Annotated in this window: 17 protein-coding genes and 1 pseudogene; 1 reads left to right on the top strand and 17 read right to left on the bottom strand. The window is 67.6% G+C overall.

All coding sequences use genetic code 11. The features are described from left to right. Nucleotides 1–71 precede the first annotated feature (71 nt). The 12 genes from AC13HU_RS03905 to AC13HU_RS03850 all read right to left on the bottom strand — a co-directional run bounded on the left by AC13HU_RS03905 (nt 72) and on the right by AC13HU_RS03850 (nt 13,891). Nucleotides 72–2,111: a helicase HerA domain-containing protein gene (locus AC13HU_RS03905; protein ID WP_483040298.1), complete on the bottom strand. Its 2,040-nt coding sequence runs from the start codon at nt 2,109–2,111 to the stop codon at nt 72–74. A 302-nt stretch (nt 2,112–2,413) separates the two neighbouring features. Beyond that, on the bottom strand, nt 2,414–3,427 hold the full coding sequence (locus AC13HU_RS03900; RefSeq protein WP_483040297.1) for a hypothetical protein: 1,014 nt from the start codon (nt 3,425–3,427) through the stop codon (nt 2,414–2,416). A 67-nt stretch (nt 3,428–3,494) separates the two neighbouring features. Further along, complete coding sequence (locus AC13HU_RS03895; RefSeq protein ID WP_483040296.1) at nt 3,495–4,325, bottom strand: thiopeptide-type bacteriocin biosynthesis protein; 831 nt, start codon at nt 4,323–4,325, stop codon at nt 3,495–3,497. Nucleotides 4,326–4,343: 18 nt separating this feature from the next. After that, the gene (locus tag AC13HU_RS03890; protein WP_483040295.1) at nt 4,344–5,588 is read right to left on the bottom strand and encodes a lanthionine synthetase C family protein; all 1,245 of its coding nucleotides are present in this window, start codon (nt 5,586–5,588) and stop codon (nt 4,344–4,346) included. Then, nucleotides 5,585–8,485, bottom strand: coding sequence for a lantibiotic dehydratase (locus tag AC13HU_RS03885; RefSeq protein WP_483040294.1), 2,901 nt, complete (start codon nt 8,483–8,485; stop codon nt 5,585–5,587). The genes AC13HU_RS03890 and AC13HU_RS03885 overlap by 4 nt, the downstream gene beginning before the upstream one ends. 86 nt (nt 8,486–8,571) lie before the next feature. Further along, entirely contained in the window at nt 8,572–8,754 is a 183-nt protein-coding gene (locus AC13HU_RS03880) for an FxLD family lanthipeptide (protein ID WP_483040293.1), read from the bottom strand. Between the two features lie 60 nt (nt 8,755–8,814). Then, nucleotides 8,815–10,020, bottom strand: a complete 1,206-nt coding sequence (gene fxlM, locus AC13HU_RS03875) for a methyltransferase, FxLD system (RefSeq protein WP_483040292.1) — start codon at nt 10,018–10,020, stop codon at nt 8,815–8,817. A gap of 180 nt (nt 10,021–10,200) precedes the next feature. Further along, nucleotides 10,201–10,323: a hypothetical protein gene (locus tag AC13HU_RS03870; protein ID WP_483040291.1), complete on the bottom strand. Its 123-nt coding sequence runs from the start codon at nt 10,321–10,323 to the stop codon at nt 10,201–10,203. After that, nucleotides 10,320–10,877 (bottom strand): DUF6907 domain-containing protein, encoded by a 558-nt coding sequence (locus AC13HU_RS03865; RefSeq protein ID WP_483040290.1) that lies wholly within the window; start codon nt 10,875–10,877, stop codon nt 10,320–10,322. Before AC13HU_RS03865 ends, AC13HU_RS03870 begins: the two co-directional genes overlap by 4 nt. After that, on the bottom strand, nt 10,874–11,374 hold the full coding sequence (locus AC13HU_RS03860) for a hypothetical protein (RefSeq protein ID WP_483040289.1): 501 nt from the start codon (nt 11,372–11,374) through the stop codon (nt 10,874–10,876). The genes AC13HU_RS03865 and AC13HU_RS03860 overlap by 4 nt, the downstream gene beginning before the upstream one ends. Before the next feature lie 256 nt (nt 11,375–11,630). Continuing rightward, the gene (locus AC13HU_RS03855; RefSeq protein ID WP_483040288.1) at nt 11,631–12,164 is read right to left on the bottom strand and encodes an ATP-binding protein; all 534 of its coding nucleotides are present in this window, start codon (nt 12,162–12,164) and stop codon (nt 11,631–11,633) included. A gap of 500 nt (nt 12,165–12,664) precedes the next feature. Continuing rightward, the gene (locus AC13HU_RS03850) at nt 12,665–13,891 is read right to left on the bottom strand and encodes a helix-turn-helix domain-containing protein (RefSeq protein ID WP_483040287.1); all 1,227 of its coding nucleotides are present in this window, start codon (nt 13,889–13,891) and stop codon (nt 12,665–12,667) included. 173 nt (nt 13,892–14,064) lie between these two features. Here AC13HU_RS03850 and AC13HU_RS03845 point away from each other — a divergent pair, with 173 nt between their 5' ends. Beyond that, entirely contained in the window at nt 14,065–14,682 is a 618-nt protein-coding gene (locus tag AC13HU_RS03845) for an HAD family hydrolase (protein ID WP_483040286.1), read from the top strand. A gap of 94 nt (nt 14,683–14,776) precedes the next feature. On the opposite strand, the gene AC13HU_RS03840 is transcribed toward AC13HU_RS03845, so the two are convergent. The 5 genes and pseudogenes from AC13HU_RS03840 to AC13HU_RS03820 form a co-directional block, all read right to left on the bottom strand. Next, nucleotides 14,777–15,955 (bottom strand): pyridoxal phosphate-dependent aminotransferase, encoded by a 1,179-nt coding sequence (locus AC13HU_RS03840; protein WP_483040285.1) that lies wholly within the window; start codon nt 15,953–15,955, stop codon nt 14,777–14,779. Nucleotides 15,956–15,968: 13 nt separating this feature from the next. Further along, nucleotides 15,969–17,273, bottom strand: coding sequence for a restriction endonuclease subunit S domain-containing protein (locus AC13HU_RS03835; protein WP_483040284.1), 1,305 nt, complete (start codon nt 17,271–17,273; stop codon nt 15,969–15,971). Continuing rightward, nucleotides 17,273–18,778, bottom strand: coding sequence for an N-6 DNA methylase (locus AC13HU_RS03830; RefSeq protein ID WP_483040283.1), 1,506 nt, complete (start codon nt 18,776–18,778; stop codon nt 17,273–17,275). The genes AC13HU_RS03835 and AC13HU_RS03830 overlap by 1 nt, the downstream gene beginning before the upstream one ends. Next, complete coding sequence (locus tag AC13HU_RS03825; protein WP_483040282.1) at nt 18,775–18,945, bottom strand: hypothetical protein; 171 nt, start codon at nt 18,943–18,945, stop codon at nt 18,775–18,777. Before AC13HU_RS03825 ends, AC13HU_RS03830 begins: the two co-directional genes overlap by 4 nt. Nucleotides 18,946–19,215: 270 nt before the next feature. Continuing rightward, a pseudogene (locus AC13HU_RS03820) lies at nt 19,216–19,795 on the bottom strand (aminotransferase class I/II-fold pyridoxal phosphate-dependent enzyme); the annotation flags it as partial.

Genomic DNA, 19,795 nt, shown 5'->3' with positions numbered 1-19,795 from the left:
ACGGACTGCGGCCGCTGAGTGCCCCAGCCGAGACGCAATCTCGTGAGCTCCACTAACGGTCTCGTACGGCACTATGATGCCGTCCCGTTCAGCGCCAGCGGTGAGTCGCCGGCTGCTGCTCGTGCTTCATTGACGAGCGCAATGTCATACCGATCGATCTGGACTGGGACGATGTATGGCGAGGAGAGCGTCTTTAGCCGCACGTACCCCCGGTCTTCGGAAGCGATGATCGCGTCGGAAAAGGCACCGAAGTCGTAAAACTTGGCTAGTTCGCGCACCTCTGTTGTGTTGTTCAAGTGGGCGACAACCCAGTTGGCAGTGTTCGCCTTGACCTGATGTGCCACACCAGAGACTTCCTGCGTTGCGTAAGTCATGCCGAGGTTGAGCTTGCTAGCTTCTTTGGCGAGTTTAACCCATACATCCAATTGGTCCTTGTAGCGGTCAGACGAGAACAGATTATGAGCCTCTTCAAGCATCACCTGAATGTGCGGGGGTTCCTCCCCGGACGTGAATACCTCGGTCTGCTTGGAGAGTAGCCGTCGGGTAATCGATTCGCTAAGTACCTTGGTGATCGCCTCGGCGCCGACGTGAAGATCGACAATGACGATTCGACCATCGACTAGCTCTTTGTAAATTTCTAGCGCGGGATCTTGCTGTGTCAATGGGCTATGGAAGGGACGCAGTGGGTTCAGATTCTTCCAGCCACGGACGTTGCGATTGCCGCTCTTCGTCGTGAAGATCGGCTCAACACTCTTCCAGCGCACGTCTTTTGTGAAGCTGATCGCGTCTGTGTCGCCGGCCTGGGACAATTCGATGATCTTGTCCACGACCGCCTCGATCTCCCGGGCGGCTACAGTAACCAGGTTGGCGGTTCTGCCAGCTTGCGTGAACGGGTTGTGACCCAGACCTTGTACGACCTTTTGTTGCAACTCGGCTTTAATGTTGATCCGCGTCGTGAAGTTTGAGGGCACTGCGAAACCTGCGCGCATCAACGCGCCATACAATACCATCCGTGCACGACCCGGGTTAGCGTTGAACTGATTGGCCGGGTCATCGGCATAGGACGTTCCAGCGAAGTCCTTGACGTATCCGGAATCCTCGCCGCTCAACTGGTCGGCTATGAGTCCTTGAACGGCGTCGATCTGGTTCTCTGCGAAAAAGTTGATGTTAAGCGGCTTAACGTGGGGCTGTGATCCGTCGGCACCGAACTTGAAAATCCGGACGTGGTTAGCTCCGATCGCCGCGATCTCGGTACCGTCCTGCACGGTCGGGTTGGCGTACTCTCCCTGCGGGTCGAAGATCAGCTGACCGATAGGGCGGCCTCCCGTGGCGCGCTGTCGCTCAGAGATTACGAATGTCCGTGCAATGATGATCTTCGCGGTATTCGACTTACCCATTCGGGTCATCCCGAGCAGAGCAGTCTTGTTACCAATGAAGTCACGGATGTTGACTTCGACCGCAGCGTCAGCCTGTTTGGAGGTCTTCGCGCGCCTCCGTGTCGCGGTGTACCGCACCGCGCCGATGCGCACACGTTCCACTGGTCGCCCAGAGGGCTTGAGATACGACGCAACTGTGGCGAGACCCTCGCCGATCGGCTTCAAAACTCTATACGTGGACGTAGCATAGAAGTTATCCACATCGGCTCCGAACTCCAGAACCTTCTGCCCGTCCACTTCGTCTTCGTAGAACGTGCCGAGGATTTTGCATCGAACACCAGTGAATGAGACTCGGTTCTTGGTGAATGGGTCAAGCTCCGCGTCAAGTACGGCGGATGGCGCTGGGTCCTGGGTTTTGGAAAGCGCCGTCCTCAGAGACTCCTCGCGCACGGCGTGTAGGTCGCGCTCAAGAGACAGTGGTGACGTGCCCTCGACACGTAGTAGCAACACCTCGTCGTCATCGACGCGGGGATCGTTGAGGTCCTGTGCGGTCGCGAGCAGGAACGAGAACTGAGGAATGCCACCGGCGTCGAATTTCCAGCGGTCATGGGTCAGCACGACCGCCTGACCGTAGTCGATCTGATGGATCGCGCCGATACGGGTCGACCGGCCGTCCGTAAGCAGTTCCGAACGAAGTAACGACCCGGCGCCGACACCGGGGATGAACTCAGCCATTCTCGCCTCTCGAAAGACACCAGCGGGGACGCAACCACGTACAGCCTACTGACGACACTCCAGCTACGCCGCTGAACGCTCCAACGTGTGCCCGCCGACAGGCACTGGGGCCGGATCGCGGCGATAATCTCGATTCGTCAGCGGGACTCGGTCGTTGATCATTTCGGCAATTCGCCCTGAATGTCGATTTTTGGTGAGGAAGACCCGGTTTCGGCTCACTCCCGCTGCTCAGTCAGATCGCTTCGAGAGCTCTCGCGGACCTACGGGCCGCGCCATCCGGGGGAGTCCGTATGGCGGTCTGATCAGTCAAGGCCGCGGCGGATGACGCGCTCGCTCGTTCGGAGCGCCTCCGTGAGCAACTCGCCCAGCTCAATCGGGAGCGTTCCGGTTCCGAGCGAACAGGCACCGACGAGGGCACAGCAGTCCTGCGCCTCCTGCTCGGTGGCGAGGGCGGCGAAGAGGGGGTGGTCGAGGGTTTCACGGGCTGCGTAGCCGTCGGTCGTGGCCATCGCCCGCCGGTGCAGTTCTGCGACCACCAGGCGAGTCATCGGGTCCGTGGGATCGTCGACGATGTCCAGCACGGCGAGACCGAATCTTGTGTCGAAGACGGTCATGCCGTCCCGGTCCGGGCGTTCGAGGTAGGTGGTCAGTAGATCACCCAGAATGCGCCGCCAAGGCCCGCCCGACGTGCGGAGGCTCAAGGCCGTCAGGTAGTCCGTGACGTTGCCCTCCCATGTCTCTCCTGGTGCTGTACCGGCCAGGAGGCTTCGGGCTTGCAGGTACTTGCCGTCCGTGATGGCCGCGAGGACTGCGACCTGGCGGCCGTCGAGCATGCGGTGGCCGACACCGCGGTGCGCCTCGACGTGGGCGAGTGCTTCGCTCCAGCGGCCGGCGGCGGTCAGGGCACGGGTGCCGTCGGCGAGGAGGACGCCCCACAGCCAAGTCCGGACGCGGCGACGGTCAGTTGCGTTCGCCACGATGTCCGCTGGCACCGTGATGCCCTCGACCTCGACGGAGCTCCTGGTGCTGACGGCTTGGAACAGCGAGTGGAGGTGTTGGCGGGCGGCATCGGCTTGTCCGGCACGGAGTTGGAGGCGCGCGAGGTTGACGACAGGTTCGAGGGCACGGATCGCGGCGTCGGCGGGCAGAGGCGTGGCGTCGAGGTAGGCGACCGCGTGTTGCAGGCACATAGCGCGGGCGACATCCGGAACACCGACGTCAGAGGCGATCAGGGCAGCCCGGTTGTGGACGGTCGAAGCCGCGCTCGGGTCGGCCAGCTTCTCTGCGGCCGCAGCGAGTTCCGTGAGCGCATCCACGCGCTGGGGCAGGGGCAGGCAGGCTGGGCGGGGACGTGCAACGAGGGGAAATCGGCGAGCCAGTGCGTCAGGTGGTTTCCACACGGTTCGCGGTGCTCCTCCCGGTGGTGGAGTCCAGCCCGAAGACGACGCTCTTGGCGGCAGCTGTGAGTGCGGCCTGGATGGCGTAGGGCAGGCCGATCCTGTTCCAGGCAAAGATTACGTGGTGGGCCAGGACATCGCGTAGACCACGGTGGAGGCGCCCGGAGGCAGTGAGTTCGGCCAGTTCGGCCCCGGCTTGCGCGTAGGCACGGGCCCGTTCCGCGGCGTGGGCGAGAGGTCCGTTCGGCCGCGTCGCGTATGTCGGGTCGACGCAGAGCAGACGGCGCACGGCGGTGTGCATTGGGTGGCAGTCGTCTCGTTTGGAGCCTGACGGTAGGGGTCGGTGATCAGAGACCCGGGCCCAGATGTCGCCCTGCTCGTACCAGTCGAGCCCGGCGGAACGCATCAGCAGGCCGCAGAGTATGAGGGACGTCTCGCGGCGGTGGGTGCCGGCTTCGTTCTGAACGAGGCCCAGGATGTTGCGGCTGTCGCGGTGGAAGAGCCGGTGGGCGGATGCCATGGCCTCGGGGCCGCCGAAGGCGTGGACCTCGGGTTCGTAGACGGCCTGCGTCCAGCCTTCGATGTGCCCCTGCGTCGTCAGTACGTCGAGGCCCCGGCACATAGGGTCCGTCCCGCCGACGGCAGGCTGGTAGCGCACTCGCCAGCACGGGCGTTTGCGGACGATGAACCATGCGGTGATGGCCTCTTCATCCTCGGCCGTGCGCAGGAGCGGGGAGATTCGCGCCAGGGCGGTGGCCTCGGCGCTGTCCCAGTCCCGGAAGGCGATGTTCGCCTGGCACCAAGCAGATGGGTTCATGTGGCGGGCCTCCGGAGTTCATGCGAGGGCGAGGAAGGTGTCCCAGTGCGGTGCGGGCGCATGGCCCGTGCCGATGGTGTGAAGGGCAAGCGCGACTCCGGCGGTTCCGTCGAGGAGCTCGGGGTCGTGGTCGCTCCGGTCGAGAGCGGTGATCAGGCGGTCGGTCAGTCGCGGCAACTCCGCGCGGATCTCCGGGTTGTGCGTCTGCGTGGACATCCGCCACGCGGAGTGCAGGAGTCCGGCCATGCCGTGGCACAGCCCGACTTCGGGCAGCTCGGCCAGTCGCTGGGGGTCGTGCAGGACCGCGAGCATCGCGTTCTCAGCGTCTTGCACGCGGGCCGGATCACCCAGAGCCAGTCCTGCCAACTGCTGGGCCCGGGCGGTGCCGCTGACTCCGTAGCACCACGACGGTCGAGGGCGGAGGTCCGGGTGAACGTACCTGGCGACTGCCTGCTCCACGGTGATCTGGCCCGGCCACCATGGGCGGCTCCGTTCGCCTTGACGCCAGTCGTCGGTCCACGCGCAGATACGCGCGACGGCGTCCGTCATGCCGGGCACGGCCAGGCCGGTGAGCAGGGCCTTGGACAGCACGGACAGGACGGAGCCGACACCGTGGGCGAGCCCGAAGTTGCCGTGGCCGCCGGGGTAGTCGGGTTGGGGTATTCCGGTGGGCGCGACCTCCATCCACCAAGGGGGCGGACCGACTGGGCCGAGCAGGGGTTCGGCCAGGCGTACCAGGTAGGCCAGGACCTCCCGGGTGATCTCGCGTCCCGGGTGGCGGCTCAGGTGGTAGGCACCCAGTCCGGCGAGGCCCTGGATCAGGTCGAACTCCTCCATCGGGGGTTGCTCGCCGCGGCTGATCCGTGCGTGGGCCGCGGCCAGGCGCTTTCGGGTGACGGTGACGGTTGCCGCGTCCAGGCGTTCCAGGATGCGTGCGTATCGGCCGGTTACGCTGGCCGCCATATGCGTGACGAACGCGAGCGCGGGTGCGCCGAAGTAGAGGTTCGCGTTGGCCGCGGCGCTGATGTCCCCGTGCAGGGCGGTGCCGAGCCACCTGTGCACGGTGTTCCAGTCGCCCTGGCCGCTGCGGGCGCGTTCGACGTGCAGCAGGGTGATGCCGGCGGCTCCTCCGGCGAGGGACTGGGGCCAGGCACGGCCTACGGCGGGCCGGCCTCCAGGCCACGCCGTGGCCGGATCGGCCAGGGAGCAGGCGAGTTGATCGGAGACCGACAGCGCGCTCGCCGCACGAGATGCCTTGATCACGGTGTCCTCCTGGTGCGTGCCGTCCAGCTCAGAGCGGCCGCTCTTGCCAGGTGCAGGTGCCTCTTTTCTCCGGGCAGGTCAGGCCCGTGCACCCGGACGTGGTGGAGGTGCAGCAGGTCCGGCAGCAGATCTTCGGGCTCCACGCCCGCCTTCACGAGTGTGTGCCGGTACGCGGTCAGGGCCTCGTTTCGTGCGGACCAGGCCGTGGTGACGCGCTCGCCCAGCCACTCGGGGTGGACGTTCACCAAGCCGACCGTCTGGCGATAGACGGCCCGCGGTGGGGGGCTCGGGGTGGTCCAGGTGTGCTCGATGAGCCACTGCATTGCCGTGGCGGTGTCGCCGATCAGACCGGTGACGATGTCGACCATGCTCGCGGCTGTCGTCGCCTGGACGTCCAACGCATCTGTTTCGGGTGCGGAGTTGAGTTGGGCCACTGCTGCGGCGGAGTCGGCGGCGAAGTACCGTTCGGCCGCGTCGATCGCGGTCGGACCGCCGAACCGTGCGATCTCCGGGTAATAGGTGTCCACGCTCGCGTGGCTGATGAATCCCTGGCGCCGGAGCTGCCGGGTCCACTGTCCGATCTGCTCGAAGCAACTACCGAGGGTTCCGGGTACGCACGCGAGGCGGATGCGCAGGTGGTCGCTCGCGTCCCGGTAGCGGATGAACCACCAGTGGTCGAGGTCCAGTTCGCCCAGCAAGGTCGGCACGTGCCGGGTCAGGAGCGGATTCTGCCGGTCTCGATGACCGTAGAGCTTGAGGTTGATGCGGTCGCGGCAGCCGGGCAGGTGGCCGTGCTCACGGCTGACGACGTGGCCCGGTGTACGAACGGGGGCGAGGTTCTGGTCCGCAGCCAAGGGGATGACGACCTCGTGTGCCCGGCCACCCGTCCACCCCAGGTCCTCGGGTTGCGGCGCGGCGCGCAGCGTCACCTTGCGGTCGCGGTCCAGGTGGGCGCGCAGTAAGGCGCGGTGTGAGGGTTCCGTCAGGTCCAGGGCCAAGCACTGGTCGGCCTCCGTCAGGTACACGTGCTCGGTCAGACGCGCGTTGGTGCGCCAGTGGGCCAGGGCCTCGTCCCATTGCGGCCACGGCTTTGCGGCGTCGGGGAGATCGTCGCTGGTGAGGAGCCACCGAGCCGGTGACAGGGTCGTGCGCCCGTAGCGGAGTGCGGGCAGGAACGGCAGGTTGGATGCGGTGGTCCCCCACATGAACCCGGTGCACGGGACGGCCAGCGCGACGGGCGCTTCCGCCAGGAACCGCGCCAGCGGGTGAGAGTGATAGCCCAGGTCCACGGCGTTGAGCAGGAGGGTGTGCACCGGTCGGCGGCGGGAGAGTGAGACCAGGTGCAGCTGCTTGGCGTCAGCGGTGACGGCCAGGTCGGTCAGCGGTACGACGCTGGTGAACGGGCTCTGGTAGTCGCCGAGCGAGACGACCAGCTCGGTCGCTTGTGGGGCACGCGCGACGTTCTCGGCGGCCACGGTCAGTGGGATGGAACTGATCTGCGCGATGAGCGCGCCTCGGTGAATGACGGGAAGCCCGGCATAAGCCTCGGTCATCCGGTGGCGGTCCTCGTCGTCCAGCAGGCTCAGGAATCGTCCGGTGGTTGCCCCGGCCGAGCGCGCCACTCCTACGACGTGCAGGCTGAAGCGGCCCTGCTGAAGAGCGGAGACGCTCGTGGCTTCGATGCGCACGGTCACCTCGGTGCTCGGCTGCACAGGATGACCCGAGTCGGTGGTCGCCAGCGCCTCGACGGCCTCGTCGTCGAGTTGGACGTCGAGACGACCCTGCATCCCGGCGGCGTGAGCGAGCTTGATGAGACGGCCGTCGCGGTCGGGCAGCGGGACCGATGCCGGGACCGTCGTGGCACCGAGGAAGCCGGGCGGGTACCCGAGGGCGTCGATGGCGTCGAGGACCGGAACGGCCGCGCGCGGTCCGTACCGTTCGAGGAACAGCTCGTGCCACTCGGTCCAACCGGTCAGCGCCGCACGGGGCGCGAGGCGGGTCAGTATCCGCGCAGCCGCCGCCGCTTCTCGGGCCACCGACTCGGGGATGGTCAGGTCCCAGTCCGCGCGCAGGTCGATCGCGCTCTTGCGGGTCCCGCGTAACTCCGCGGCGTCGACGGGCGCGAGGTGCTGCACGTGTCCGAGTAATCCGGCGAGCGGATCGGGAGTCGTCATCCCGGGGCGGAGACTGGTGAGCAGGAAGCGTTGCTCGATCAGGCCCAGGAGGAGCTTCTCGATTGCGGCAGGAGGAGCACTCGGAAAGCCGGCGGAGAGTTTCGCGACGAGATCGCTCCACAGGATCGGGGTCCTCGCACCGTCCAGTGCTGCGCGGACCGGCCCTGTCACGCGTATCCGGACCTGTGCAGGGGCACCGTCGCGCGTTCCGCTCGGACGGTGCTCGATCACCATATGGCCGTCGCGTTCGACGGCGAGGGACGAGGCCAGAAGCATCAGGTGCGGCCGAAGCGCGGAGTGCTGCTCGAAGCGGTCGATGAGGGCCGCACTGGTTGCCGCGTCGGGCCTGGCAACGGCACGGTGTCCGGTACCCACGCGCAGCGCGACTGCGCTGCCGGTCCGTGCCGCCGAAACCCCGGCGAACAGGCCGAACGGAGTGGCCCGTGTGCGGGCGCGCAGCAGATAGCGCACGGTGGCCAGCACGGTGCGCCGCACCACGGACTCCGTCGGCGACGCACCGGCGCAAATCTGCTCGACGCGACGCGCGAGATCCGGGCTGGCCGCTGTGACGGCAGCGGCGAAGTCCTCGGCCCATGTCTGCCGCAGCCAGGCCCGCCACGACTCCGTGTTCGCTGAACTGCCGGTCAGGTCCGGCCACATAGTCCGGCGGTCAGGGTTCCACGCGGCGGCCCTGACCACTGCTGCGTCAACGTAGCGGTACACGCACCCTCCTCAGGTTGCGCGGTGTTCGGCCGCACCCGTGGCTCAGGCGCGGCCGAAACGCCGCGGTGAACGCGGTCCGATGCTGCTTACGGGCAGCTCACGCACGCGGTCGCGCACGTGGAGTTGCAGCCGTCGCTGGTCAGGCGGATGAGCTGGTCCGCGGCGGGGCCTCCTTCGACGATGGTGATGTCCAGGTCGAAGTCGGCGAGGTCCTGCTGTTCGGCGTCCGGCTGAGCGGGCGCAGCGGGGCGTTCCATCTGAACGGTCATGCGTGCCTCCTGTGAGGTCGTTGAGTGGTGTGGCCCGGGTCCCGAGAGAGCCCGGGGGTTTCAGTTCCAGGTCACCGTGACGATTCCGTGGCGCCGCAGCACGGCGTCCTGGGGCAGGGGGGAGGGAGCAGCGCCGGGCAGGTACCGGAATGTCGCGGCGCCTCGACGGCGGTGGTCGCGGGCCCAGCGGCGGAGTACGTCGACGTACTCACCTGCGAGAGCCTCGGCCTGCGGGCCGTGGGCGATCACTCCGCTCTCGAAGCCGCCGGTGTCCGGGTTCTCGCGGCGGCTGCGGTAGGCGAAGCTGTCCGCGCTGACGAGAGCGGGCACACCGAGCCGAGCCGAGGGTTTGACGAGTCCGCGCTCCATAACCTTTTGGTCCGCATGCAACCTGGCGACGCTGGACAGGTTCAGCGTGAGGTACAGCTCCAACTCGTCGGGCAGGTCGTAGGCGGCACCCGACCATCGCACCAGCCGGGGGCTGTCCAGGGCGTCATCCAGGGCCTGGGTGTTGAGGGACACCCGTACGTCGTCGGTCTGGAGCGCGACACCGTCCCGCAGCATCTCTTTCCGTTCCTCTGCGGCCCCCTCGCCTTGCATGGGCACGAAGTGCGCCAGACCGTAGGAGCGGCTGAGCAGATCGGTACCGTCGCGGTCGAAGGCGATCGAACGGGTCGTTCCGCACATCGTCAGCGGAACGACGAGCCGCCCGCTGTCAGCGAGCCCGCTGATCCATGACGGCGGGATGTCCCACGCGGCCGCGGTGACGATGATCCGGTCGTAGAGACCGCTCCCGGCAACGCCGAACTCGCCGTCGGCGACGGCTGTCCTGACCAGTGTGTATCCGGTGTCGTTCAAGCAACGGCGGGCGCGGTCGATGATGTCGCGGTCGATGTCGACGGTGGTGACTTCTCCGCCAGCGCCCACGAGTTCTTGGAGGTACGCGGCGTTGACGCCGCCGGAGCCGATCTCCAGGACCTTCATGCCGGTCTGCACGTCGGCCTGCTCCAGCATCACGGCCTGGAGGTGCGCAGCGGACATGACGCTGATGTCCATCCCGTGTTCGTCCTTCTTGACCGGGACGGTGCGGTGCGGGTCGTAGGCGAGCTCGGCAGGCGCGTCCGGCACGAATCGGTGCCGGGGCACCGCCGCGAAGGCAGCGGCGACAGGCTCGGTCCTGATCCCGTCCTGGTCGCGGAGCGCGCGGACCATGGCCGCGCGCAGCGCGTCGGGATCGCGAACCGTGGAGTCTTCAATGGCAGTCATCCGATGACCTACTTCTGTCAGGAGGTTGGTGCTGGTGCTCCCACCTCGGCCTGGGGGCAGCGAGGACGTTAGCCAGGGCTCCATGTTTCAGGGGCTGACACGCGCCACCCGGAAGGGTGGCCTGCGGAGTTCGACTGAATGCCTCGCCAGGCGACCGGTCCCGGCCGTATCCGGAGCGGATCAGGGGGCGGGCTGTCCGGCGATGGAGAGTCCGAGGACGACGCCGATGGTCATGGCGAGTGCGGTCAGCACGAGGAGTCCGGTCCAGCCGGCGATGAGGGCGATCTTCCATTGGCGGATCACGTGATACCCCCGGCGGTCACGTTGGTGTCGCTGCTCGGGGAGCGGTTGGAGTCGTGCGGCTTCGGCGGGTGGTGGGTGGTCCAGTCGGTGCGCGCGTGGATCAGGGCGGGGATGGTGCCGTGGTCGAGGCGGTCGGCCAGCGTGCGGAGTCCGTGCGCGAGATGGGCGAGTTCCTCGGGGCCGAGGTCGGTGAGCCAGAACTCCCCGGCCAGGCGCAGATTCACCACAGGGACGCGGGCTTCGGGGACGGTCGCGAAGGGGTTGCAGTCGATACTCCCGTGCAGTACCTCCACCGGCGTCAGCCGCCCGTCGGGGTTGGCCGGCGAGTAGACGCGCAGGACCTGTCCGGGGAACTGCGTGGAGTGGTTGATGTCGGCCAGGCGCGTGTCCAATTCCTCCGGCGGAACGCCGTGTTCGCTGGGGTCGATGGAGGCCCAGGCGGGAAGGTGGCCAGTGGCCGTCTCGCCGGTGGTCGTGGTGATCGTCCACCGCCGCGCCTTCCGCGGAGCGGCGGGGACGGGTAAGGCGGAGAGCGTGGGGACCGCGGGGTTCATGGTGCGGGTGTCCTGTTCCTGGCGGGGCGGTGGAATCGGGTAGCGGCAAGCAGTAGGCGGCCATCGGGCGACCGGGCCTGGCCGGGCGGGTACCGGGCCGAGGGCCGCTCGGGGAGGTGGAGGTAGCGGGGAGGGTCGGTCAGTTCCCAGCTGTGGGCGCCAGGGTGCCCGGCGAACTCGCTGCACGCGTCACCGTCGGATCTGGCGGGGCAGTCGCGAAGCACAATGGCCAAGCAGGGGTCGGTGTGGTCACGCCAGACGGTCCAGACCGTGCCGGCCTCGGGCCCGCGCAGGTTCAGCACCGCGCCGTGGTGTACCGGCCCGCGGTGAAGCTGGAGCGTGCAGATCAGCAGGTCGTACACCTCCTCCGCGACGTACACGAGGTCATCCCAGGCCGGGTCGATGGCGTCGGCCACGTCCAGCGCCGCGGTGACGAGGCGGGGTGGTAGGAAGGTCTGCCGGCCGCAGATGAAGCGTCGTGGGCCGCGGCTGGGCATCGTGTTCGACTCCTTCGTCGGATCGCTTCGTACGAGTGGGCGGGGCCCGCTCCGGCCACGGGCGGTTGCCGTGAGTCCGTCACACCCCAGGGGAGTTGGGGGAGTGGTTGCCTGCTTGACTCGGCGTGGCCGGAGCGGGGAAGGGGCCGCTCCAGCAGCGGCAGGACTGCCCGCCGCCGCGCGCACGGGGGCGGGGGTGCACGCAGCGAGGGTGGTGACGTGCCCGCATGCCACTGGAGCGGGGTATCGGGGGCGCCTACGGCGGTTGCGAGTTCTGCCGGCTGCACCTGGGCGTTCGGCTCTTCCTCGTCGAGGCAGGCACAGGAAGGACACACCAGGTGGTCGTTCCGTCGGGACTGACTCCCCAGGTGTCCGCGAGGGCGTCGATGAGGAACATGCCGCGCCCGCTCTCCTCCTCGACGCTGGCTGTGCGCACCTCGGGGCGATCAGGCGAGCCGTCCGAGACCGCCATCACGATCGCGTCCGTGCCGATGGTCAGGTGGAAGACGAGTTGGTTGCCGGTGCCGTGCTGGAGAGCGTTCGTCACGAGTTCGCTGATGAGCAGTTGCGCGTCGTCCGCGACGACGGAGAGACCGCAGGTGGTGAGTTTCTTCGCCCCGATCCGGCGGAGGTTCCCGACCCAGATCGCGGCAGAGGGCGGTATCTCCTGGTCCGGGGACGTGCCCTCGTGGTCGATGGCCAGCGTGAGGTCATCGACGACGGTGGGGAGAAAGTCCGTGGCCGAGCCACCGCGAAGTTCGGCAAGCAGTTTGCTGGAGGTGGTCGTCATCGCGGATACTCTCCCGGGCCGACGCTCGCAGGCGGCGGGATCGAGATACCTCGCCTGAGAACGCTCCCGGAGCGGAGCGCGCTTGGCCCCGTCACCAGGTGCGCGGGCATCGGCGCGACGGACGCGTCCGCGAGGGCGAGACGCCGTACGAGCTCGGCAGCGGTGCGCCGGGGCCGCCTCACGACAGCTCTCTCGCGGAGCCGGGGCGCAGGAGGCGGCGCAGCTCGGTGACAAGGGTCTCGGCTTCCTTCGCCGTCATGACGAGGGGGACGTCGGCCCGGTGATCCTCACCCTGGAACAGGGACAAGGGGAGTGCGAGGCGCCCCGCGTGAGTGTGGTGGACACCCTGGTCGGCGGTGCGCTGAATCCACCAGCCGGGTAAGGCGGCTGTGACAGCCTCTGCGTGACGTGTCCTCATGCCACGTAAAACTAGGGACACTTGTGCGCGGCAGCCCTTCGAAAAAATCAGGGTTGCCTCACGCTAAGGGTTCACGCCATCACTATGCGGCGATCCCCACGTGCTTGGCGATCTTCCGGAGGTCGTCGCGGAACGTCGGCCGCTCGCGCTTCAGCAGGTCGGTGACCGCTTCACGGACCAGCGGGGAGAACGTGACTTCTTCGGGCGACTGCTCGACCAGGCCGCGCAGCATGTAGACGGTCGCGTAGTCGTCCTTCTGGATGCGATTGCAGTTCATCAACTCGATCATGTACCGCGCCCGCCGCTCCATGGGCATCGATCCGGGTACGTGCACGCTGTCCGCCAGGCGCAGCGCTTCGCTGGTGTCGCCCTCCTCCGCCGCGAGGTGCACCCCGTGCATGGCGGTGTTGGTCGGTCCGAAGCAGGCGTGCCAGTCGTTGCGGTCCTCTCCGAGCTGCGCGGCGCATCGCTCCGCTGCCCGGAACAGGTCCCATGCGACCGGGCCCAGGTTGGCGCGGACGGCGGCGACCGCGGCCTGGAGGTGCAGGGCCCCGTACGCGGACAGGTGCTCCGGTGTTGCGTCCTCACCGGGCTTGCAGGTGGCGATGGCCTGCCGGGCGAGTTCCACGCTGTCGTCGACATTGCCGGTCGATGTGAGCACGCAGGACAGGTTCCAGGCGGCCGCCGCCAGAAGAGCGGGGTCCTTCGCGTCGTCGGCGAGGGCCAGTCCACGGTCCGCTGCGATGCGGGCAAGCGTCGGCTCGCCGACGCGTCGAAGCCAGATCTGGTGCAGGCCGTAAAGGCTGATGAGCTCGCGCAGGACCAGGGCTTCCGCCTCGGCGTCCTGGGCATCCCGCAGTGCGGCGTGTCCCTGGCGCAGGAGGTTGGGCAGGACCTCCCCGACGACGGCGTAGCGGTCCTCGGCCTGCGTCTCGTAGACCTTCCACGCGCCGGCCACAGATTCCGCCAGCCCCGCCGGCGAGACGGGGCCGACCGTGAGCGGAAGCAGGGATGACGGCAGCGACAGCGCGCGGCGGATCTCCGGCACGTGCTGGTGCTCGTTCTCCGGCCCCAGCGCGCTGCCGCTCAGGTAGCCGCCGGTGAGGTCCGCGAGATCCTTCACGTGCAGGACCCGCGCCACGGTCAGGAGGGTGGAGAGCTTGTCGATGGGCAACTGGTCATGCTCGACCTTGTACGCCCAGTTCTCCTTGTGGCCGGTCAGCTCGGCGAACGCCTTCTGCGACAGACCGCGCTGCTCCCGGTAGTACTTGATGCGCTCGCCGATCGTGAACTGCCGCGGGATCGCCATGGGGTGGCCTCTCTGTGCGCACGGACGGGGCACTCCCATAGAGCGTATGCCTGCCCATGTCCCGGACGCGCGATACTGGAATTCCCCTCCCCCGGAGCCGGCGCACAGCAGCCGGCCCCTCTCCGGGAAGGGATGAAGCCCCCGTACTTCAGCCTGTCGAGCAAGGAGTTGCCTTGTCCTACCGTGGATTGATCCTCGACTTCGGCGGTGTCCTCACCACCCAGATGAGGCTCAACGGGCAAGCCTTCGAGAAGTCCGAAGGGCTCGAGCCGGGCGCGTACTTCGCCGCTCTCAACGACCACCCCGAAGGCGTCCGGGTCTACGCCGACCTCGAAGTCGGCCGCGCCACGCAGGAGGACTGGAACCAGGCAATCGGCAAGATCCTCGGCATCGACCCCACCGACCTGATGCGGCGTGCCCTGGCCAACCTCCACCCCGCGGCCGTGATCATGGACGCCGTCGAGCGCGCCCGCACCGCAGGCATCAAGGTCGCCATGCTCTCGAACAGCTTCGGCCTGGAGCCCTTCAACCCCTACGCCGAACTCGGCATGCTCGATGGCTTCGACGCGGTGATCCTCTCCGAACTGGAAGGGGTCCGGAAGCCCTCCCCTCTCATCTACCAGCGGACTCTGGACGCGCTGGGGCTGACCGGCCCGGAGTGCGTGTTCGTTGACGACCACGCCCAGAACCTGCCCCCGGCCGAGGCATTGGGTATCACGGCGATCCACCACACCGACCCCGACGACACGGTGCGCCAACTCGACGCCCTGTTGGGTCGACTCGCGGCGTAGTCGGCGGTCATGCCTGGTCTCTGGCCTGACAAGCTGCCTGACGGGGACATCGCGTGCAGCCACGAGCACGGGGCTTGGCCCTGCCCGGTCAGTGTCAGCGCCCGCATTCTCCGTCCAAGGGCCGCAAGCGGCTCGCGGCTTCTTGGAGGACGTCGTGCTTCTTGCAGAAGGCGAAGCGGACCTGCGTGCGGCCGGCGTCGGGGTGGTCGTAGAAGACGGAGTTGGGGACGGCGACCACTCCGCAGCGTTCGGGGAGGGAGCGGCAGAAGGCGAGGGCGTCCTTCTCGCCGAGGGCCGCGATGTCCGTCGTGACGAAGTAGGTGCCCTGGGGACGGTAGACCTCGAACCCGGCCGCAGTGAGGCCGTCGGCCAGGAGGTCTCGCTTGGCCCGGAGGTCGTCGCGGAAGGCAGTGAAGTAGTCGTCGGGGAGGCGGAGGGCCTCCGCGATGGCGTATTGGAACGGGCCGGAGGCGACGTAGGTAAGGAACTGCTTGGCGGTGCGAACGGCCGCCACCAGGGGAGCGGAGGCCGCAACCCAGCCAACCTTCCAACCCGTGAACGAGAACGTCTTGCCGGCCGAGGAGATGGAGACGGTGCGGTCGCGCATCCCAGGAAGGGAGACCAGCGGGATGTGCTCGCCGTCGAAGACCAGGTGCTCGTAGACCTCGTCGGTGACCACGATGAGGTCGCGCTCGACGGCGAGTTCGGCGATGGCGGTCAGCTCGTCGCGGGTCAGCACCATGCCGGTGGGGTTGTGCGGGGAGTTGAGGAGCAGCAGCCGGGTGCGTGGGGTGACGGCGTCGCGCAGGGCGTCGAGGTCGGGGCGGAAGTCGGGGGCGCGCAGGATCAGCGGGACCCGGACGCCGCCAGCCATTGCGACGCACGCGGCGTAGGAGTCGTAGAACGGTTCGAACGCGATCACCTCGTCGCCCGGTTCCAGCAGTGCCAGCATCGCCGCCGCGATCGCCTCGGTTGCGCCCGCGGTGACCAGTACCTCCGTGTCAGGGTCGAAGCCCAACCCGTAGAAGCGCCCTTGGTGGTCGGCGATGGCGCCGCGGAGCTCCGGTACGCCCATACCCGGCGGGTACTGGTTGCCGCGGCCGTCCCGCAGAGCGCGCACCGCGGCTTCCCGTACCGCCTCCGGACCGTCCGTGTCCGGAAACCCCTGGCCGAGGTTGATCGCGCCAGTCGTCACCGCCAGCGCCGACATCTCCGCGAAGATCGTCGTCCCGAGCCCGTCCAGCCTGCGGTTCAGCAGCGGCCTGGTGTTCATGTCTCCACCGTTCTCACTCGGGCGCCCAAGAAGCTTCCTGGAAACATCCTGACGCATTGCTGGTCCAGTCCACGTGGGAAGGCGGTACCGAATTGGGATGGGACGCGCGGGCGCCATCCTCTTCCGGGTCCGTCGTCGGTTCCCGGAGGACACCGGCCTTCGCCGAGATGTCGCGCAGGAGTGCATCCCGCAGGGCCTGCAGCGTCGCGACCTTCGAGACCAGATTCCGTGCCACCGCGTGTAGTGGATCTACCGTCGCGTGGAACTCAGCGCGTGTGAACTCGTCAGGCCATGTGACCTCCTGCCGCTTGAGGGCGGCGGCGGAGATCTCCCGGCTGTTCCGACCTTGCGTCCTCTGCGTGATGTCCGCGCTACGGCTTCTGAGTTCGTGGAGCAGCCACCAGCGGTCCTGCTCTTGGACGGGCCTCACGGCCACGACGCTTCTGAGGGGCGACGCCAGGAGATGCGTCACCGCAATGTGCGCACCGTCGGGACGGGTGCTCAGCATCAAAGTTCCGGGGGGGTACGTCTGGCCGCTGTCCGCAGAGCCCATCAGACGGAACGACTCAAGATGGGGGACGACGAGGTCGAAGAGGTCGCTGGGAGCGATCACGCCGAGGACCGGCTCCGCTGTCTGAGAGATGAGCGAGCGTTCGGATCCTTTGCCCGTCCGCAGCTTGGCGACATCGGCAAGGAAGTGCGTTTTCTGGGACGGAAGCGTCGCAGCGCAGTCGGCGTGGAGCGCGTCGGCCGTCTCCATCACGACGCGTGCGGTGTCCCGGTGGTGGGCGGTGAGCTCCTCGATGAGCCCGAAGACCCTCTGGTAGGCGGTGATGGCGTCTTTCGGCGGCAGGGGAAACAGCATGTCGCGGAGGGCACGAATGCTCACGGTGGGTTCGACGTGCGCCGTCACTTCTCCGTCGATCCAGGCCCGTGCCGTGGGCGTCTGCAGCCAGAGGCGCAGCCATTCCGTGAGGTGTGGTTCGGCACGGACGATTCCGATTGACCTGGTCGCGGTCCAGCCCGCGTGCTCGGCGGTGACCGGCGCGGAGTCACCGACGCGCCTGACGAGTACGACGGCGAGGTCTCCCTGCTGGAGAATCACCCGGGTGCGCGTGGAATTCCGAGGCGCGCGATCACCGGATCGAGGCGAGAGGATCCTGCCGTTGTGGACGTGCGTCGAGCTGACGATCCCTTGTACTCGATCGGCTTCGTCGTCATCAAGGAAGCCGCAAGTGGCGTAGATGCCGGCGCGTTCGATGGAGGTCACCGGCCATGCCGAGGTGTCCGCGTCGTTCCGGGGGAGCGTCTCTTCCATCAGATCTCCTCCAACGCGTCCAGCAGTTGGGCCTCTAGGTCATGCATCCGGTCGAGCTGATCCGCCAGACCGAGCTTGAGTTCCCTGATCCGGCTCTGCGTCTCCCGCTCGGGGATGAGTGGATCCACGGCGTAAGACGTGGGCATGAGGCTGTGTTCGCGACGTGCGATTTCCTCCGTGGAACAGCTAAGTGACCAGCCTTCTTTGTCCTCGTAAGGCGCCGCCGTCGCTCCGTTCTCGGTCAGGCCCCGCCAGGCCGCGAGGGTGCCCAGGATCAGGTCAGTGTTCGTGTCGCCGAGCCGCCGTGCCCGCGACTTCGAATCGGCTTCGAAAGCTCGTCGCGCGTTGATGAAGAGAACCTGGCGGCGACGGTCCAGGACACCCCAGTCGGGCCGCGCGGTCTTGTTCTTGTTGATCACCCACAGGCAGGCAGGAGCCTGGGCGTGGCCGAACACACGGGGCGGCAGGGCGATCACGCACTCGACGAGGTCATCACGCAGAAGGCGTTCCCGAAGCCTCACAGGCGCGGCCTGTCGGCTGTTGGCCACGTTGTCGGCCATCAGGAAGGCAGCGCGTCCCGTCGGGGCCAAGGCATGCACGATGTGCTGGATCCACGCGGCGTTGGCGGCACCTCTGGACGGCGGTTCCTCCGGCCACCGCGGGTCGACACGAGTAGGGGGAGACGACTGGCGGTTGCTTTGGGTGGACCTGTCCTCCGGCCTCCAGTCACGTTGGTTGAAGGGCAGGTTGGCCAGGATGATTTCGTGGCGCTCGGGTTCGGGCTCCGCGAGGCTGTCCCCTGGCGGCAAGACGCGGGCCGCGATCGCCCGTACGGCGAAGTTCATGCGGGCCACCTGTGAGGTGGGGCCGTGCTGCTCCTTTCCAAGCAAGGACATGGCCGGACTCAGCCCGACGCGTTCCTGGACGTGTCGATGGCTCTCGACCAGCAATCCCCCCGAACCACAGACCGGGTCCAGCACGCTGTGTCCGTCACGGGGTGCGGCAGCGCCGACCATGAGACGTGCCACGTCGGCGGGGGTGAAGTAGTTGCTGCCGTCCGCCTGAGACGTCGAGAGGTCGCGCAGGCACTGGTCGAGAAGGGGGCCGACCTGCTGGGCAGCCCCGATCACCTCGACCAGGGCGTGCAGGAGTTCTTCGGAGCCGGGCGGGGGAACCGGCACCAGGTTCATCGTGCCCGCGTCGGCGTCCAGGTACTCGATCGCGGGGAGATGGTAGGCCAGGCACTTGCTCACAGCAGAGCGAATACCCGAATTGCGCTCTACCGACTGGCTCAGCAACCACCCCCACGTCGGTACACCCGGTCCGGAAGCAGCGCGCGCGGCCCGGCTCAGGTAGAGCAGCCCGAGGGCCAGTCGAGTCGCGTCGGGTGTGTTCATCAACCGTGATAGCTGCTTGAGGTGTTGACTCACCTTCACGAGCACCTGGTCGGATGAGGGTGACTGCGCGGTCTGTGCGAGCCCCCGAGCGGGGGCCGTGCTGTTCACGCGCTCACCAGACCAAGCGCTGTCATGATCGCGATGAAGAGGCCCAAGGTGCCGACGAAGGTCAGTGCTCCGGTCCTGATGGCCGCTGTGCCCCGTCCTCCCTCGACGAGGGTGACAAGGCCGCCGGCCAGAGCGACAACGAGCGCTGCGAGGACCGCGATGGTCATGTACATCAGCCTCAGCTGCACGTGGTTCCTTCCTGAGGTCGAGGGTGATCTCCCCGGACGCGGACGAGCCGCGTGATTCCCGGCTTCAGGAAGGACAGTAGAAGACGGAGCCCACGCGCCGCTGGGTGCACACAGTTTGGGAATCTCTAAGGGTCTCAGGAGAGTAACCCGCGTCTGAGGTAAGTGCACGCTGCTTGGGATTTATGCAAGCGATCCGGCGAGAGGGCGTGCACGGGTATCCGCACCACGACGCCAATAGGTAGGTGAAAACGCCGTGACCCAGCCGACCTTCCAACCCGTGAAGGAGAAGGTCTTGCCGGCCGAGGAGATGGAGACGGTGCGGTCGCGCATGCCGGGCAGGGAGATCAGCGGGATGTGCTCGGCGTCGTCGTAGGCGAGGTGCTCGTAGACCTCGTCGGTGACGACCAGGAGGTCGCGCTCCACGGCCAGTTCGGCGATGGCGGTCAGTTCCTCGCGGGTGAGGACCATGCCGGTGGGGTTGTGCGGGCTGTTCAGGAGGAGCAGTCGGGTGCGCGGGGTGACGGCGTCCCGCAGGGCGTCGAGGTCGGGGCGGAAGTCGGGGGCGCGCAGGGTCAGGGGGACCCGGACGGCGCCGGCCATCGCGATGCAGGCGGCGTAGGAGTCGTAGAAGGGCTCGAACGCGATGACCTCGTCGCCGGGTTCGAGCAGCGCGAGCATCGCGGCGGCGATGGCCTCGGTGGCGCCGGCGGTGACCAGGACCTCGGTGTCGGGGTCGAAGTCGAGTCCGTAGAAGCGCCGTTGGTGGTCGGCGACGGCGGTGCGCAGTTCGGGGACGCCGGGGCCGGGCGGGTACTGGTTGCCCTTGCCC

This window comes from Streptomyces sp. NH27, assembly GCF_056859195.1.
This window is presented reverse-complemented; position numbering and strand designations above follow the sequence as displayed.

Coding starts and splice junctions, on each gene's coding strand:
- AC13HU_RS03905 (WP_483040298.1), bottom strand. CDS start 2,111: ATGGCTGAGTTCATCCCCGGTGTCGGCGCCGGGTCGTTACTTCGTTCG.
- AC13HU_RS03895 (WP_483040296.1), bottom strand. CDS start 4,325: ATGAACCCATCTGCTTGGTGCCAGGCGAACATCGCCTTCCGGGACTGG.
- AC13HU_RS03880 (WP_483040293.1), bottom strand. CDS start 8,754: ATGACCGTTCAGATGGAACGCCCCGCTGCGCCCGCTCAGCCGGACGCC.
- fxlM (WP_483040292.1), bottom strand. CDS start 10,020: ATGACTGCCATTGAAGACTCCACGGTTCGCGATCCCGACGCGCTGCGC.
- AC13HU_RS03865 (WP_483040290.1), bottom strand. CDS start 10,877: ATGAACCCCGCGGTCCCCACGCTCTCCGCCTTACCCGTCCCCGCCGCT.
- AC13HU_RS03860 (WP_483040289.1), bottom strand. CDS start 11,374: ATGCCCAGCCGCGGCCCACGACGCTTCATCTGCGGCCGGCAGACCTTC.
- AC13HU_RS03855 (WP_483040288.1), bottom strand. CDS start 12,164: ATGACGACCACCTCCAGCAAACTGCTTGCCGAACTTCGCGGTGGCTCG.
- AC13HU_RS03850 (WP_483040287.1), bottom strand. CDS start 13,891: ATGGCGATCCCGCGGCAGTTCACGATCGGCGAGCGCATCAAGTACTAC.
- AC13HU_RS03840 (WP_483040285.1), bottom strand. CDS start 15,955: ATGAACACCAGGCCGCTGCTGAACCGCAGGCTGGACGGGCTCGGGACG.
- AC13HU_RS03835 (WP_483040284.1), bottom strand. CDS start 17,273: ATGGAAGAGACGCTCCCCCGGAACGACGCGGACACCTCGGCATGGCCG.
- AC13HU_RS03825 (WP_483040282.1), bottom strand. CDS start 18,945: ATGACCATCGCGGTCCTCGCAGCGCTCGTTGTCGCTCTGGCCGGCGGC.